Source organism: Cellulophaga baltica (assembly GCF_900102165.1).
Lineage (GTDB): Bacteria > Bacteroidota > Bacteroidia > Flavobacteriales > Flavobacteriaceae > Cellulophaga > Cellulophaga baltica.
On sequence record NZ_FNBD01000004.1, the window covers coordinates 155,849 to 170,632 of the forward strand.

15 protein-coding genes are annotated in these 14,784 nt (G+C 34.0%); 8 read left to right on the forward strand and 7 right to left on the reverse strand.

The genetic code is table 11. The features are described from left to right. Positions 1–50 precede the first annotated feature (50 nt). The 5 genes from BLQ19_RS08495 to BLQ19_RS08515 all read left to right on the forward strand — a co-directional run bounded on the left by BLQ19_RS08495 (position 51) and on the right by BLQ19_RS08515 (position 4,215). The gene (locus BLQ19_RS08495) at positions 51–362 is read left to right on the forward strand and encodes a four helix bundle protein (protein WP_254788293.1); all 312 of its coding nucleotides are present in this window, start codon (positions 51–53) and stop codon (positions 360–362) included. A 26-nt stretch (positions 363–388) separates the two neighbouring features. After that, positions 389–1,132, forward strand: a complete 744-nt coding sequence (gene hisA / locus BLQ19_RS08500) for a 1-(5-phosphoribosyl)-5-[(5-phosphoribosylamino)methylideneamino]imidazole-4-carboxamide isomerase (protein WP_029445195.1) — start codon at positions 389–391, stop codon at positions 1,130–1,132. Between the two features lie 5 nt (positions 1,133–1,137). After that, the gene (gene hisF, locus BLQ19_RS08505) at positions 1,138–1,893 is read left to right on the forward strand and encodes an imidazole glycerol phosphate synthase subunit HisF (RefSeq protein ID WP_074538044.1); all 756 of its coding nucleotides are present in this window, start codon (positions 1,138–1,140) and stop codon (positions 1,891–1,893) included. A 5-nt stretch (positions 1,894–1,898) separates the two neighbouring features. Then, positions 1,899–2,495: a bifunctional phosphoribosyl-AMP cyclohydrolase/phosphoribosyl-ATP diphosphatase HisIE gene (gene hisIE, locus BLQ19_RS08510; protein WP_024481222.1), complete on the forward strand. Its 597-nt coding sequence runs from the start codon at positions 1,899–1,901 to the stop codon at positions 2,493–2,495. A gap of 313 nt (positions 2,496–2,808) precedes the next feature. Then, a complete protein-coding gene (locus tag BLQ19_RS08515; protein WP_025615511.1) occupies positions 2,809–4,215 on the forward strand; it encodes a glycosyltransferase family 2 protein in 1,407 nt (468 codons plus the stop codon). A 60-nt stretch (positions 4,216–4,275) separates the two neighbouring features. Here BLQ19_RS08515 and BLQ19_RS08520 read toward each other — a convergent pair whose 3' ends face one another. From BLQ19_RS08520 to BLQ19_RS08535, 4 genes are all read right to left on the reverse strand, one after another. Further along, positions 4,276–5,196 (reverse strand): YeiH family protein, encoded by a 921-nt coding sequence (locus BLQ19_RS08520; protein WP_024481220.1) that lies wholly within the window; start codon positions 5,194–5,196, stop codon positions 4,276–4,278. Between the two features lie 73 nt (positions 5,197–5,269). Next, positions 5,270–6,154, reverse strand: a complete 885-nt coding sequence (locus BLQ19_RS08525) for a LysR substrate-binding domain-containing protein (protein WP_024481219.1) — start codon at positions 6,152–6,154, stop codon at positions 5,270–5,272. A gap of 74 nt (positions 6,155–6,228) precedes the next feature. Next, positions 6,229–6,609, reverse strand: a complete 381-nt coding sequence (locus BLQ19_RS08530; RefSeq protein ID WP_024481218.1) for a hypothetical protein — start codon at positions 6,607–6,609, stop codon at positions 6,229–6,231. A gap of 58 nt (positions 6,610–6,667) precedes the next feature. Next, the gene (locus tag BLQ19_RS08535; RefSeq protein WP_074538045.1) at positions 6,668–7,471 is read right to left on the reverse strand and encodes a DUF1853 family protein; all 804 of its coding nucleotides are present in this window, start codon (positions 7,469–7,471) and stop codon (positions 6,668–6,670) included. A 77-nt stretch (positions 7,472–7,548) separates the two neighbouring features. Here BLQ19_RS08535 and BLQ19_RS08540 point away from each other — a divergent pair, with 77 nt between their 5' ends. Together BLQ19_RS08540 and BLQ19_RS08545 are read left to right on the forward strand one after the other, a co-directional pair. Beyond that, on the forward strand, positions 7,549–8,700 hold the full coding sequence (locus tag BLQ19_RS08540; protein ID WP_074538046.1) for a vWA domain-containing protein: 1,152 nt from the start codon (positions 7,549–7,551) through the stop codon (positions 8,698–8,700). Between the two features lie 48 nt (positions 8,701–8,748). After that, positions 8,749–10,218: a MoxR family ATPase gene (locus BLQ19_RS08545; RefSeq protein WP_074538047.1), complete on the forward strand. Its 1,470-nt coding sequence runs from the start codon at positions 8,749–8,751 to the stop codon at positions 10,216–10,218. A gap of 88 nt (positions 10,219–10,306) precedes the next feature. Here BLQ19_RS08545 and BLQ19_RS08550 read toward each other — a convergent pair whose 3' ends face one another. The 3 genes from BLQ19_RS08550 to BLQ19_RS08560 form a co-directional block, all read right to left on the reverse strand. Then, positions 10,307–11,803, reverse strand: coding sequence for a sensor histidine kinase (locus BLQ19_RS08550; RefSeq protein ID WP_074538048.1), 1,497 nt, complete (start codon positions 11,801–11,803; stop codon positions 10,307–10,309). Continuing rightward, complete coding sequence (locus BLQ19_RS08555; RefSeq protein ID WP_074538049.1) at positions 11,800–12,498, reverse strand: response regulator; 699 nt, start codon at positions 12,496–12,498, stop codon at positions 11,800–11,802. Before BLQ19_RS08555 ends, BLQ19_RS08550 begins: the two co-directional genes overlap by 4 nt. Before the next feature lie 218 nt (positions 12,499–12,716). After that, the gene (locus tag BLQ19_RS08560; RefSeq protein ID WP_074538050.1) at positions 12,717–13,190 is read right to left on the reverse strand and encodes a hypothetical protein; all 474 of its coding nucleotides are present in this window, start codon (positions 13,188–13,190) and stop codon (positions 12,717–12,719) included. Positions 13,191–13,423: 233 nt separating this feature from the next. On the opposite strand from BLQ19_RS08560, the gene BLQ19_RS08565 reads away from it, so the two are divergent. Then, on the forward strand, positions 13,424–14,758 hold the full coding sequence (locus BLQ19_RS08565; protein WP_074538051.1) for a M16 family metallopeptidase: 1,335 nt from the start codon (positions 13,424–13,426) through the stop codon (positions 14,756–14,758). The last annotated feature ends 26 nt before the right edge of the window (positions 14,759–14,784 follow it).

A 14,784-nucleotide genomic window follows, 5' to 3' on the forward strand; every position in this document is an offset into this window, starting at 1 on the left:
ATCAAGTTCTAATGAATAAATATGAAAATTTGACCATTTAGAAAAAAGCGATGGATTTAACGGAGGAAATTTATAAGCTTATGAGTTTTATGCCTGATGATGAAAAATATGGCTTGACATCTCAAATTAAAAGATGTTCAGTTTCAATCGCTTCAAATATCGCAGAAGGGGCGGGTAGAAATTCAAAAAAAGAATTTAGAAATTTTCTTAGCATTGCAAATGGCTCAACAACGGAACTTGAAACTCAATTACTTTTAGTAATGCGATTAAACTTAATTACAGAGGAAAAACTAGTGCTTCCATTAAAGTTGACTGATGAAAAAAAAATGAATTATTCACTTCAACGAAGCTTAGAATCTTAATACTAATTACTCAGTACATTTAAATTATGAGAATAATTCCAGCAATAGATATTATAGACGGTAAATGTGTTCGTCTTTCAAAGGGCGACTATGATACTAAGAAAATATACAATGAGCATCCGCTTGAAGTGGCTAAAGAGTTTGAGGCACATGGTATAACGCACTTGCATTTGGTAGATCTAGATGGTGCAAAATCTAAACATATTGTAAACCACAAGGTTTTAGAGCAAATAGCGTCTCAAACCAATTTAAAGATAGATTTTGGGGGTGGTTTAAAGACCGATGAGGATTTAAAAATAGCGTTCAACAGCGGAGCTTCTCAAATTACAGGAGGCAGTATTGCGGTGAAAGATCAGGATACTTTTTTGGGTTGGATAGAAACATATGGCGCTGAAAAAATTATATTGGGGGCAGATGCTTTACACGAGAAAGTGGCAGTTTCAGGGTGGCAAGAAGATTCTAAAGAAGATTTAATTCCGTTTATACAAGCCTATCAACAGAAAGGAATTGTATTTGTAATTTGTACTGATATTAGTAAAGACGGTATGTTACAAGGTCCTTCCTTTGAATTGTATGAGCGTATTTTAAATGAAACTAGTAAAGGTGCTGATAGTCGCAGTATTAATTTGATTGCTTCAGGAGGTATATCTACCTTTGATGAATTGCCTAAATTAGCAGAACTAGGTTGTGAGGGAACTATTATTGGTAAGGCTATCTATGAAAATAGAATCAGTCTAAAACAATTAGAAGATTACATACTTTCTAAATAAATAAAATGCTTACAAAACGAATAATACCTTGTTTAGATATTAAAGACGGACGTACTGTAAAGGGGATCAATTTTGTTGATTTACGAGATGCAGGTGATCCGGTAGAATTGGCAGAGATTTATGCCAATTCAGGAGCAGATGAGTTGGTTTTTCTGGACATTTCAGCTACCGAAGAAAAACGTAAAACACTTGCTGATTTGGTTTATCGCGTAGCGGAAAAAGTAAATATTCCGTTTACCGTAGGTGGTGGTATAGCTTCTATTGAAGATGTAGATATGCTATTGCAAAATGGTGCTGACAAGGTATCTATAAACTCATCAGCTGTTAAAAATCCACAATTAATAAATGATTTATCGGCAAAATTTGGTTCGCAATGTATCGTTGTTGCTATAGATGCTAAATTAATTGAGGGGGAATGGATTGTGCATTTGGTAGGAGGAAAAGTGCCTACCGAAATTCGCTTGTTTGATTGGGCCAAGGAAGTAGAAGAGCGCGGTGCAGGTGAAATTTTGTTTACCTCTATGGATAATGATGGTACAAAAGATGGTTTTGCAAATGAGGCGCTGGCTAGATTATCTACGGAATTAAATATACCCATCATTGCCTCTGGTGGCGCGGGTAATATGCAACATTTTACAGATACTTTTATAGAGGGTAAAGCAGATGCAGCGCTTGCAGCAAGTGTATTTCATTTTAAAGAAATAGAAATAGTAGATTTAAAAAAAGAATTAAAAGATAACGGGATTCCTGTTAGAATATAAAGAGTATGAAAATAGATTTCGATAAAAATTCAGACGGATTAATACCAGCCATAATACAAGATGCTACAACAAAGAATGTGTTAATGCTCGGGTACATGAACCAAGAGGCTTTTGATAAAACTCAAGAAACAAAAAAAGTTACATTTTTTAGCCGCACTAAAAAACGCCTGTGGACTAAAGGTGAAGAGAGTGGTAATTTTTTAAACCTTGTGGCAATTAAAAATGATTGTGATAATGATACCTTACTTATTACTGTAAATCCCGTAGGGCCTACATGTCATAAAGGAACGGATACTTGTTGGGAGGAAGAAAACACGAGTTCCTTTGGTTTCTTAACCAAGCTGGAAGCAATCATAACAGACCGTAAGGACAATCCCGAGAATCAAGATAGCTATGTTGCGTCCCTTTTTAGAAAAGGAATTAATAAAGTAGCGCAAAAAGTAGGAGAGGAAGCAGTTGAAGTGGTTATTGAAGCAAAAGATAATGACGATAAATTATTTTTAGATGAGAGTGCAGATTTACTCTTTCATTACTTAATTCTATTACAGGCAAAAGGATTTACGTTGAAAGATATTGAAGAGGTCTTGAAAAAGAGAAATTAAATAGTTAACACCGTTCACTTTATAAAAATCCGAAATAACATGTTACCATGTTGTTTCGGATTTTTTTTGTAAAAAATAGTCACTTGCGAGAGCTAATAATGTAATTGCAACGTATATGTTAAAGCTAATGAAAAATGAGCGATTTTAATGGTTGTATAAAGCTGTGTAATTACGCACAAATTGTATAAAAATTATACATTTTTTATTCTGGAAACGCTCGGAAACACTAGCAAACTGGTTTTTATTTAAAATGGTACGCAAGTTGCCCTATGAATTTTAAATTGATACAAAAAATAAAGAGAGAACGCATATTATGAAAACAGGAACAATTACTTTAAAAGAATTATATTCCACAGTAAACAATAAATTTTTAAGTGGAGACAAACAATCTAGTCCTATTAATTTATGGGCCATTGTAGTGCTCGTAAGTTCGTTTGCTTTAATGATCGGAGCAGGTTACGTGGTTTACTTATTACAGGCAGATTTTGAACAATTTAATTTTGAAAGATTAAATACAAGTTGGGGCTTTGCATTTTTTATAGTTGCAGCTTCTTTGTTTTTCTTTAAGGTTACTTTCTTCTTATACAATCTATTTCTTTACTTTAAGTATAAGCCTATAGCTTCGGTAAGTGATGAAGAGTTACCAACGTGTACGGTAATCGTACCAGCTTACAATGAAGGAAAACAAGTTTGGGCTACTTTAAAAAGTTTAGCCAAGAGTGACTATCCAGAACATAAATTACAATTGTTAGCTATTGATGATGGTAGTAAAGATGATACCTGGAAATGGATGCAAGAAGCAAAGAGAGTTTTAGGAGACCGAGTAACGATCTTGCAACAACCAAAAAACATGGGGAAACGTCATGCGTTATACCGTGGGTTTAATTTAGGAACTGGTGAAATCTTTATTACCGTAGATAGTGATTCCGTGGTAAATACAGATACGTTGCGTAATTTGGTTAGTCCGTTTATTGTAGATGAAAAATGTGGTGCTGTAGCTGGTAATATTCAAGTATTGAATAACGAAAGAGCTATTCTACCTAAAATGTTAAATGTGAGTTTCGTTATGAGTTTTGAATTCAAACGTTCTGCAGAAAGTAGTTTAGATTCAGTTCTTTGTACGCCAGGTGCATTAGCCGCATACAGAGCAGAGGCAGTATTTAATTGTCTTCCTGAGTGGATTAACCAAACGTTCATGGGACAACCTTCAGATATTGGAGAGGATAGAGCCATGACTAATATGATTTTGAAACAAGGGTACCATGTTTTATTTCAAAGAAATGCATATGCGTATACCAATGTTCCAGAAAAGTACACTGGGTTATACAAAATGTTTATCAGATGGGGTAGAAGTAATGTTCGTGAGAATATCGCAATGTCTCAATATGTATTTACAAACTTTAGAGAAGGGTCTAAATTTGGATCTAGACTTTTATTTATTAGTCAAGCTTTAAAAATTATAATGACGTACCCATTTTTATTGTTTATGTTATTCTTTATTATAACGCATCCAATATTATTTGTAAGCTCTACGTTAGTAAGTATTTTAGTAGTATCTACTTTCCCAGTATTGTTTTATGCAAAACGATACAGTTTATCGCAAGCATTTTGGGCATACTCATACAGTATCTTATTTACTTTTGGTTTGTTCTGGATTACCCCTTATGCGATTGCAACAGCAAGTAGAAGAGGTTGGTTAACTAGAGAGATAGCTGCTTAAGCATCGGGCTCTTAAAATATAAAAATCCGCATCATACTATATGATGCGGATTTTTTTTTGTTAAAAAGTGATATAGCACAATGAGAATACGGCAATAAAAACCCATAAACAGAAGGCTAGAAGAACGGGTCTATATCCAGTTGCTTTTAAGTCGCTTATAGAGATGCTTGTCCCTACAAGAAAAAGAGTGAGGATTAAAAGTTTCTTAGATAAGGATACTATGGTATGTGTTGCAACTTCCGGTATAAGTTGGTAGCTATTGATAACAATGGCAAGGATAAACAAAAGAATAAAATAGGGTATTTTTATACGTTCTCCTTTTGTTTTAAAAATAAACATGGATAAAATAGATAGAGGAATAATCCATAATGTTCTTGAGAGTTTAACGGTTGTTGCTATGCGTAAAGCTTCGTCTCCATATCCAAGAGCGGCTCCTACAACAGCGCTAGTATCATGAATTGCGATAGCGCACCAAAGTCCAAACTGATGCTGATTTAGCCCTAATAAGTGTCCTAATTGTGGAAATACAAATAGGGCGATAGCATTTAAAGTGAAAACTACCCCCAAAGCGATACTGATTGTTTTTCCATTAGCGCGAATTACGGGAGAGATTGCGGCTATAGCACTTCCTCCGCAAATGGATGTTCCTGAGGTAATCAAATGCCCAAGCTTTACATCAATCTTAAGTAATTTAGTCAAAAGAAATCCTAAACTAATAGTTAACACTATTGAAAAAAAAGTAAGTCCTAAACCTTCTTTACTTGTTTCTATTGTGTCTGTTAGAAGCATGCCAAATCCAAGGCCAATAATAGCAAGTTTTAATAATAACTGAATGGCTGTTTGATTGTATTTTTTAAATGGGTTTTCAAAAATTAAAGAGAATAGAAAACCTAAAAATAAAGCAGTTGGACTATTGATAATTCCAAGCAATGCTGTTAAGAGTATGCTTATAAAAACTATAGGAGCTAGTATGGGTTTCATGTCACTAATTTTATGAGACAAAACTAGTGGTTAATCATAACTATTAAGCAAACTTAATTCCTATGTTAAATAACTAAAAGTTATAGCTGTTTTGCACAAAACGTTCAAAATAATCCATAAGGCTAGATTTGTAACCTGTTCTAGAGACAAAATAAAACCAACGTTCTATTGTAAAGCCTTTAATGTCTATTATTTTTAGTTTATTAGTTATGAGATCCTCTCGTATAGCGTGTATGGAGAGTAAGGCATAGGAATCTGAATAATAAAGGTAGTTTTTAATAGCCTCAGTACTATTTAGAGTAACGGCTATTTGTAAAGACTTTATTTGTTGCTGTAGCAAAGCCTCGTAAATTATTTCACGTGTACCAGATCCCGATTCTCGTTCTATAATAGGTAGTTCTTGTAGCTTTTTTAGAGAGATAATTCCCTTGGGGAATTGAGAATTCTTCTCATTGGTAACTAGAACAATCTCATCTTTAATGAATTTTTTAAAGTGCAACTTAGGGTTGGTGTTTTTTCCTTCGGTAATACCAAAGTCCAACTGTTGATTTAATATAAGCTCTTCAATGTGGTCAGAATTGTCGCTCTCTATCTCAAAGCTAGTTTTAGGATATTGGGTTCTAAATTGAGCAATAATTTTTGGGATGATGTAACTAGCAAGAGTGGTACTTGCACCAAATTTAATACGATCAGGGAGTTGATTGTCTTTATGTATAAACCGATTTTCAATTTCGGAATACACTTCTAAAATTCTATTTACATAGATTAAAAAAGATTTTCCATCTTGAGTAAGTTCAATGGAGTTACGCTTTCTGATAAAAAAAGTAGTATTGTATTCATCCTCTAGATTTCTAATTGCTTTAGAAATAGCGGGTTGAGAAATAAATAATTGTTCCGCAGCTTTTGTAAAACTAGAATGGTGTGCAACAGATTTAAATATCTTAAGTTTATGATCCATAACGTTTGAAAATAGCTTTTCAAAGATACTTTAAACTTTACAGATGGCAGACAGAGAAAGCTATCGTTACTATCTTAGTTTTCGGCTATTGCCATTGCTTTAAGGTCTAATTCTGTGATTAATTCCTGTGTATTTGCATGAACCCGTTTGCTGTAAAACCTACCGCGATCCCAATCTGGAGCATCAACAGCATGTTCTAAGTCACTTATGGTGTGTTCAATTTTTAATTTCAATTCATCATCATTACTAGTTTCTAAATGTTCGGAGATATCTAGATATGCTTCTAACGCCTTCTCTGAGTAATAGCGTTGATGGTCAAAATTATTAGAGCTTAATGCTTTTTTTGTATGGTTTAAAGCATAACTAGCTTTCGTATAGATAACGTCCCATTCTGTGTCATTTGACGTAGCTAAGAAGGAATAAAAGATACTGAAGATGATGAATAATTTGGTCATAGGTCAAGCATTTGTAGGAAATTATTTACAAATAACGTTTATTTTTTTCAAATAATACCTACCACCATACAATAAATATTTTCTGAAGCTTATTATTGGAATCTTTCATCCATAGCATTGGAGCTTGTTTTTGGTTATGTTTTTCTTGAATATCGATTAAAATTCGCTGTTGTGTTTTCCAAACAACATCTTCAGTAGGGGTAACTATCCATTCTTGTTTAGTTAATAGATAGTAGCTATTTTTTTCAAAATTAGATTTCAGAAAATCATGAAGGCGCAACCAGAAGCCCACAATACAGTTTTTATTCAGAGTTTTAAGTGCTATTTTTTTTTGATAGGGGTGAAACAGTTGCGCTTTAAAGCAAGCTTTTGATACTATATTAGTTGATTCTAAGCCTTTTAATTCAAAAAACGCTTGAGCTTCTTTGGTTTGTAAAAGTTTAAATTGCTTGTCTCTAATCTTTTGTATTTTTTCAAAGAAGGCATCCTTCCGGTTAGGACCAATTAATTGATGAATTTCTTCAGGTATTGTAGGGTCAATGATGTAAAATTTATAGGTAAGTTCTACATGTGTAATAGCTTTGTTTTCAGTGTTTTGTAGGATAAAGTCTAATTCTCCTAGCGTTCTATTTTCGTTGCGTATGGGCTGATTAAAGACTAGTGTTTTGTAGCGGGAAGAATGATGAATTAATTGTTCAAAAATATATTCTATTTGATGTCCCAATCGTATGTTTTCAGGAATTGGTTTCAATGAAAAACCTTCTAAATTAATAGCAGGAAACTTAAATTGCGGGATATTGTTGAAACTCTCATCCCATAATTCTTCTGTAGCTAGGAAACCTTTTATTTGTGATAAATTCATGAGAGCTAAAGTTACAACAAAGCGTTAAGATTTCTTAAATGGTAGCTTCCTTTTGTTAAAAGTGTTATTTTTATAGTATGGCTATGAATATAAGAAAAGGGTTTCGGTTTGCTACTTATGAAGCGCCGGAACAAACTCCTTTTGAAAAACTTTTTGATATTTTTCAAGAACTAATCACGCATACTTCTGGCGATGTTGATGAAGCGCTAGATTGGTTGCGGGAATTAGATAAGGAGTACGAACTTACCGATGAAAATTATACAATTGATGATTTCATTGAAGACCTGAAATCAAAAGGGTATTTACAAGAAGAGTTTAAAGACGGTGGTGGAGATGGTACCGAGGGTGACGAAACCAATAAAGGAGGTGATTTGTCTATTACCGCAAAAATGGAACGCATTATTAGACAACGCGCACTAGACCAAATTTTTGGGAAACTTAAAAGAAATGGCGCAGGTAACCATAAAACTGGAAAATCTGGTCAAGGAGATGAGCATACGGGAGAGCTTAGAGAATATAGATATGGCGATGGTTTAGACCGTATTTCTATGACAGAGAGTATTAAAAATGCACAAATAAGTAGTGGTATTGGAGCGTTTTCTCTGAATGAAGATGATCTGGTAGTAGAAGATACACACTATAAAGCTCAAATGAGTACGGTGTTAATGATAGATATAAGCCATAGTATGATTTTGTATGGTGAAGATCGGATTACTCCTGCAAAAAAAGTGGCTATGGCATTGGCAGAGCTAATTACGACTCTCTATCCGAAAGATACTCTAGATATTTTAGTTTTTGGGAATGACGCTTGGCCTATTCCTATTAAAGATTTACCATATCTAAAAGTTGGCCCTTATCATACCAATACAGTGGCAGGCTTGCAATTGGCAATGGATATGCTCAGGCGAAAACGAAATACAAATAAGCAAATCTTTATGATCACAGATGGTAAGCCTAGTTGTTTGCGTATGCCAGATGGTAGTTATTATAAAAACAGTGTGGGTCTGGATGATTTTATTGTAGAAAAATGCTATAATATGGCACGCCAAGCAAGAAAGCATCATATTCCCATTACCACTTTTATGATTGCTCAAGACCCTTATTTAATGCAATTTATAAGACATTTTACAGAAGCAAATAAAGGGAAGGCCTTTTTTACGGGATTAAAGGGCTTAGGTGAAATGATTTTTGAAGATTACGAAGCAAATAGAAAAAAGCGTTTAAAATAACATAACAGCATATTTTAAACAAAAAACAAAAAAAATTGAATACAACATATGAAACTGAATCATAACGAAATAAGTACTTTGGGTGAGCTTAAAAAAGCGGGGTACCAAAGCAAGAGTATAAAAGATGAACTTAGAGATAATCTAAGAACTAAAATTAAAAATGGAGAAGAAACTTTCACAGGAGTTTGGGGATATGAGAATTCTGTAATTCCTGAATTAGAACGTGCAATTTTATCTAGACATAATATTAACTTATTAGGATTAAGAGGGCAGGCAAAAACGAGATTAGCGCGTTTAATGGTGAACCTATTAGATGAAAACATTCCTGTAGTTGGGGGATCAGAAATCAATGATGACCCCATGCAACCAATGTCTCGGTATGCTATTGAATTAATCAAAGAAAAAGGCGATGCGACACCGATTACTTGGTTACACCGCAGTGAGCGTTTCTCTGAGAAACTAGCAACGCCAGATGTTACTGTGGCAGATTTAATTGGTGATGTAGATCCTATTAAAGCAGCTAATTTAAAATTATCCTATGCAGATGATCGTGTAATTCACTTTGGGATGATACCGCGTGCGAACAGGTGCATTTTTGTAATTAATGAATTGCCAGATTTACAAGCTAGAATTCAAGTATCCTTATTTAATATTCTTCAAGAAGGAGATATACAGATTCGTGGTTTTAAATTGCGTTTGCCTCTAGACATTCAGTTTGTATTCACGGCAAACCCGGAAGATTATACCAATAGGGGTAGTATCGTTACGCCGTTAAAGGATAGAATAGGTTCGCAGATTTTAACACATTATCCAGATGATATTGAAACAGCACGTAAAATTACGGAGCAAGAATCTAAATTAGATGCTAGGCAAGCAGATGCTGTTTATGTTCCAGATGTAGCAAAAGATTTGCTAGAGCAAATTAGTTTTGAAGCGCGTGAAAGCGAGTATGTAGACGCTAAAAGTGGTGTAAGTGCGCGTACGAGTATCACGGCATTTGAGAATTTGTTAAGTACGGCAGAGCGCAGAGCATTGCTAACGGGTGCAGATAGTACTATGGTGCGTTTAAGTGATTTTCTAGGTATTATCCCTTCTATAACAGGTAAAATAGAATTGGTATATGAAGGAGAGCAGGAGGGTGCAGATGGTGTTGCGGCTATTTTAATTGATGATGCTGTTAAAACGTTATTCCCAAAATTTTTCCCTGAAATAAATAAGTTAGAGAAAAAGGAAGCGGAAACTCCTTATGATGAATTATTGCATTGGTTTTTCCAAGGTGATGGTTTTGAACTTTTAGATGAGTATACAGATGAAGAATATAAAAGAGCTTTAGATGATATTCCTGCATTAAATCAATTGATAAAAGAATATCAACCAGAATATGATAAGAAAGATATATACTTCTTAAAAGAGTTGTTGCTTTGGGGTTTAGTTGCTTATAAAAAGTTGAATAAAAACCGTTTTGAAGAAGGCTATCAATTTAAAGACATGTACAGTAGTTTTTTTAATGATCTGTAAGTAGTATAACCATTCTTAAAATGAAAAAACCCTTCCCATACAGGAAGGGTTTTCAACTTTCAAAAAAACATAACAATCTGTCTCCCATTTAGCTTACCTGATATGCAGGTAGATTAAAAATAAAAGAACTTCCTTCTTTGGGTTTGCTCAATACCGTTATCGTGGTATCATGTAAATCCATTATTTTCTTCACAATGGCTAAGCCTAAACCATAGCCTTGTTTTTTGGTGCTTTTATCTACTTGTTTATAGCGGTCAAAAATATAGGGTAATTCACTTACGGGAATTCCAGTACCTGTATCGCTTATATTAATCTCTATATTCTTACCCTTCTTCAATAAAGACAGTGTAACCGTGCCATTATCTTCGGTATATTTTAAAGCATTTTCTATTAAATTTTGCAAGGCTCTTTCTACCAAACTTACATCTGCAAAAACCAAACAATTGTCTTCTGGATTATTTAATTGTAGGCTAATATTTTTCTTATCGGCTAGTACTCTAAACTTTGCAATTAAGTCATGAGAAAGTTCGGTTATAGAGAATGGCTCTTTGATAGGAGTAACTTGTTCTGCTTCTAGTTTTGAGTATTCAAAAAGTTGATTGATAAGTTTGGAGAGCTTGTCTATATTATCATGAGTAATCTGCAGGTATTCTTTCTTATCTTGTTCCGATAAGGTTTCATTTTTCATTTGTAAGGTTTCCACGAAGCCTTTTAAAATCGCCAAAGGTGTTCTTAGGTCATGAGATACGTTTGCAATGAGCTCTCTCCTAAGTAAATCAACAGATTTCATCTTATCCATATTATCTACAATAGTATCTGCCATCTCATTAAAAGAATTTGCGAAAATGGCTATATCAGACTCGTCCGGATTTTCAATACGGGCATCTAAATCTCCTTCTCGGAAACTCCGAACAGTTTTGGTAATGAGTAATAAGTTCTTGGTAAGGAACCAGATGCTTAATAAAGCGATCAATGCGGCAAAAAACATGGTTAATAAAGTGGCGCCAAATCCTAGCTTCATAAAATATTGACCAAACAGATTATCGCTCACTGCTTGGAAATCTTTTCCAGCCAAAATAATATAGATAAAGCCTTCTCTGCCTTGAATAGTAAAAGGAGCTACGGAAAAAATATTTTGTTCTTCTGTATTTCTAGGGTCATCTCCTAAAACGTATTTTTGACCTTTAGTTTTAATGAAGTAATCAATAGGAGCTGTGTCCACAGATTTTGAAGGCGTGTTTTTGCTGTGGTCTAGAACAACAGAGTATAGTATGGTACCGCTATTGTCTAGCAAATAAACCTCGATACTACGGTTAACAGCCATCATATCATGCATCAGGTCTCCAAACAATGCTTTATTGACGCTACCGTCTTCTAGAAAAGGAGATTCATTTTGAAATTTTTCATTGATTACATGCGTAGCTACATTGGCATTGATGCGTTGTGTAGTTTCTTCATTGTATTTATTCGCTAGGTATGCGGTAATTACAATATAGGATGCCCCCATTAGTACAATGATGAGCACAAAAGCTAACCATAGTTTTTTTATTAGTTTGGGAGTAAGTGTTTTTTCGTTTTTTCTCATGCAAGTATATCTTCATTGAATTTGTAGCCAACACCCCAAGTGGTTAAAATAAAGGTAGGGTTTGCCATATCTGATTCAATTTTAGCTCTTAATCTATTTATATGTGAATTTACAGTATGTTCATACCCTTCAAAATTGTATCCCCAAATCATATTTAATAAATCTGTGCGGGTATAGTTTCTGCCAGGATTAGAAGCCATCAGTACTAGAAGTTCAAACTCTTTAGGAGACAGCTCAATTTTTTTATCGTTCAGAATAACTTTTCGCTTATCAATATCAATGCTAAGACCATCAGCTTTAATAGTTGATGTATCCTTTTCGGCAATTGTATTGGTATCTGCACGGCGTAAAACCGCTTTAACTCTAGCTAAAAGCTCTCGTATGCTAAAAGGCTTAGTGATATAATCATCTGCTCCAATCTCTAATCCTAGAACTCGGTCTATTTCTTCAGATTTAGCGGTTAACATGATAATCGGAGTATTCTTTTGGCTTCTGATGTTTTTGCAAATCTCTACGCCATCCATGGTAGGGAGCGTTAAATCTAACAATATTAAATCATAAGAATTTTCCAAAGCCATTTCTAGGCCTAGCTTCCCGTCTATAGCTTTGGCGGTGGTATAAATCAAATCCGTTAGATGTATTTCTAACAATTTAATTATTTCAGGATCGTCTTCTATGATTAATATCTGCTTCATAATTATTTCTGTTGCTAAACAAGTTAAAATGTATCACACAAATATCACAACGGCATAAAACTTCATAAAAAGTCGTTTTAAGGACAAGCCACTACGTGTTTTAAAGGTATATTTTGGTGATTATTTACAGAATAGCCGATTTTTTTTAAAAATCCTTACAAAAAATAATAGATAGCTGTGAATCTTAGAGTTGGGTTAAGGAGCGTAAGAATTTAATATTAATGTTTATTTCCGTCTAATTCTTCAAATTTGAAAGATCCAATTATGACTTTTCTATATTGAAAAATTAACAAGGTTAGTGTTAATAAGGCGAAATTTAAGGTCATAATTAACAGCCCTATAGGTAAGAAATTCTCGTGTAATTTTATTTCCTCAAAATTATTAATAGTACTTAAACGATAGATAGATTCAAAGAATTTAAACACATAAATAGAATATATAAAGTATAATACGTACTCTACATTTCGCAATTGTGGATCTGCAGCTTTTTTGGTGATTAACTTAACTAAAATTAAATAGAGGTACGTAAAATGTACCACGGAAAGTATTGGAAAGATATAATTATCGAATTTTAGAAAATAGAACTTGTTGGTGTAAAGTCCGTAAAAGCTAAAAACATCAAGTATTAAAAGCAATAGTGTAGACAATAACACAAGTACCCTTGGGGGAAAAAGGCGTATTAAAAAATGCATAAGTAGGTTTATTTGGCCTTTGGGAGACCATTTAGGTTAAAACGACTCGTGATTTTATTTATTTGAAATTATTCGTTGAACGGCAGTGAATGTTGAGAACTCCTAAATAGTTGTTGTAAGAATATCCATGAAATACCAATATTCTCGTTTTACTTAATTGGATCAGGGTAATTTATTTTTTTAGAGAATCCGTTTTCCTATTATTATATTTGAAGAACTAATAAACGCTAACAATGAAAAAAATACTATTAACCTTAGTAGCATTGCAATTTGCAGTGGTGCTCCATTCACAAAGTAAAGTAGAAGATGTAAAGAATTTTACACTTTCTAACGGAATGAAAATTATGGTTTTAGAAGATCATAGTATTCCAAATGCTAATATGTACCTTTTTTGGAAGGTAGGATCTAGAAATGAATACCCGGGAATAACGGGGCTTTCTCATTTTTTTGAGCATATGATGTTCAATGGTTCTAAAAAATATGGTCCTAAAATGTTCGATAGAACAATGGAAGCTGCTGGCGGAAGTAATAATGCATATACAACAGAAAATATTACGGTGTATACAGATTGGTTTCCTTCGGAAGCTATGGAAGTTATATTTGATTTGGAGTCAGATCGTATCGAAAACTTAGTTTTAGATCCTAAAATGGTAGAGAGTGAGCGAGGAGTGGTATTGAGTGAGAGAAGCACAGGTCTAGAAAATTCTAACTTTCGGAATATATCTGATGCAGTAAAAGGCTCGGCCTTTATGGCACACCCTTATCGTTGGTCTGTAATTGGTTATGAATCTGATATTAAAAATTGGACCATTGATGATTTACAAACCTATTTTGATACCTATTATGCACCTAACAATGCAGTAGTTGTTATTTCTGGGGATGTAAGCTTGGAAAAGGTGAAAAAGATGGCAAAGCAATATTTGGAGCCTATTAAGGCACAGCCGGAGCCAAGAAAAGTACATACGGTAGAACCGGAACAACGTGGTGAAAAACGTGTGATGGTGCATAAGAATGTGAGTACGCCTAATGTTTTAATAGCCTACCATGTACCGGAAACAAAACACGAAGATTACTATGCTTTAGATCTTTTGAGCGCCGTATTGAGTAGTGGTACGAGCAGTAAATTGTATAGTAAATTGGTTAATGGCTCACAGTTAGCAACCAATATATTCACCTATATGCCCGAGAGTTTTGATCCAAATCTTTTCTATGTCTTTGGGATAGCAAATCAAGAGGTATCTGCTGATAGTCTTGAAAAAGGCATTTTTGAAGTTTTAGATGATGTCATTGTTAACGGAGTTACTGAGAAGGAGTTGCAAAAAGTAAAGAATCAAAAATTAATGGAATTTTATAAAACCTTAGAAACCATCAATGGCAAGAGTAATACTATTGGGACTTATGAATTATATTTTGGGGATTATAAAAAGATGTATTCCGCGCCTTCATTTTACGAAAAAGTAAGTGTTGCAGACTTGCAAAGGGTGGCGAAGAAATATTTAATAAAGCGCAATCGAACAGTTGGCGTGTTGCAAAATAACGAATTAGCAACTGATGAGGAATCAAAATAAGGCAACATCAATACTTCTAAAAGAAT

What these genes read in the sequence shown, in the direction of transcription:
- BLQ19_RS08520 (WP_024481220.1), bottom strand. Translation starts at nt 5,196, where the DNA reads ATGAAACCCATACTAGCTCCTATAGTTTTTATAAGCATACTCTTAACA.
- BLQ19_RS08540 (WP_074538046.1), top strand. Translation starts at nt 7,549, where the DNA reads ATGGCTATGAATATAAGAAAAGGGTTTCGGTTTGCTACTTATGAAGCG.
- BLQ19_RS08550 (WP_074538048.1), bottom strand. Translation starts at nt 11,803, where the DNA reads ATGAGAAAAAACGAAAAAACACTTACTCCCAAACTAATAAAAAAACTA.
- BLQ19_RS08515 (WP_025615511.1), top strand. Translation starts at nt 2,809, where the DNA reads ATGAAAACAGGAACAATTACTTTAAAAGAATTATATTCCACAGTAAAC.
- BLQ19_RS08495 (WP_254788293.1), top strand. Translation starts at nt 51, where the DNA reads ATGGATTTAACGGAGGAAATTTATAAGCTTATGAGTTTTATGCCTGAT.
- hisF (WP_074538044.1), top strand. Translation starts at nt 1,138, where the DNA reads ATGCTTACAAAACGAATAATACCTTGTTTAGATATTAAAGACGGACGT.
- BLQ19_RS08535 (WP_074538045.1), bottom strand. Translation starts at nt 7,471, where the DNA reads ATGAATTTATCACAAATAAAAGGTTTCCTAGCTACAGAAGAATTATGG.
- BLQ19_RS08555 (WP_074538049.1), bottom strand. Translation starts at nt 12,498, where the DNA reads ATGAAGCAGATATTAATCATAGAAGACGATCCTGAAATAATTAAATTG.
- BLQ19_RS08530 (WP_024481218.1), bottom strand. Translation starts at nt 6,609, where the DNA reads ATGACCAAATTATTCATCATCTTCAGTATCTTTTATTCCTTCTTAGCT.
- BLQ19_RS08545 (WP_074538047.1), top strand. Translation starts at nt 8,749, where the DNA reads ATGAAACTGAATCATAACGAAATAAGTACTTTGGGTGAGCTTAAAAAA.
- hisIE (WP_024481222.1), top strand. Translation starts at nt 1,899, where the DNA reads ATGAAAATAGATTTCGATAAAAATTCAGACGGATTAATACCAGCCATA.
- BLQ19_RS08560 (WP_074538050.1), bottom strand. Translation starts at nt 13,190, where the DNA reads ATGCATTTTTTAATACGCCTTTTTCCCCCAAGGGTACTTGTGTTATTG.
- BLQ19_RS08565 (WP_074538051.1), top strand. Translation starts at nt 13,424, where the DNA reads ATGAAAAAAATACTATTAACCTTAGTAGCATTGCAATTTGCAGTGGTG.
- hisA (WP_029445195.1), top strand. Translation starts at nt 389, where the DNA reads ATGAGAATAATTCCAGCAATAGATATTATAGACGGTAAATGTGTTCGT.
- BLQ19_RS08525 (WP_024481219.1), bottom strand. Translation starts at nt 6,154, where the DNA reads ATGGATCATAAACTTAAGATATTTAAATCTGTTGCACACCATTCTAGT.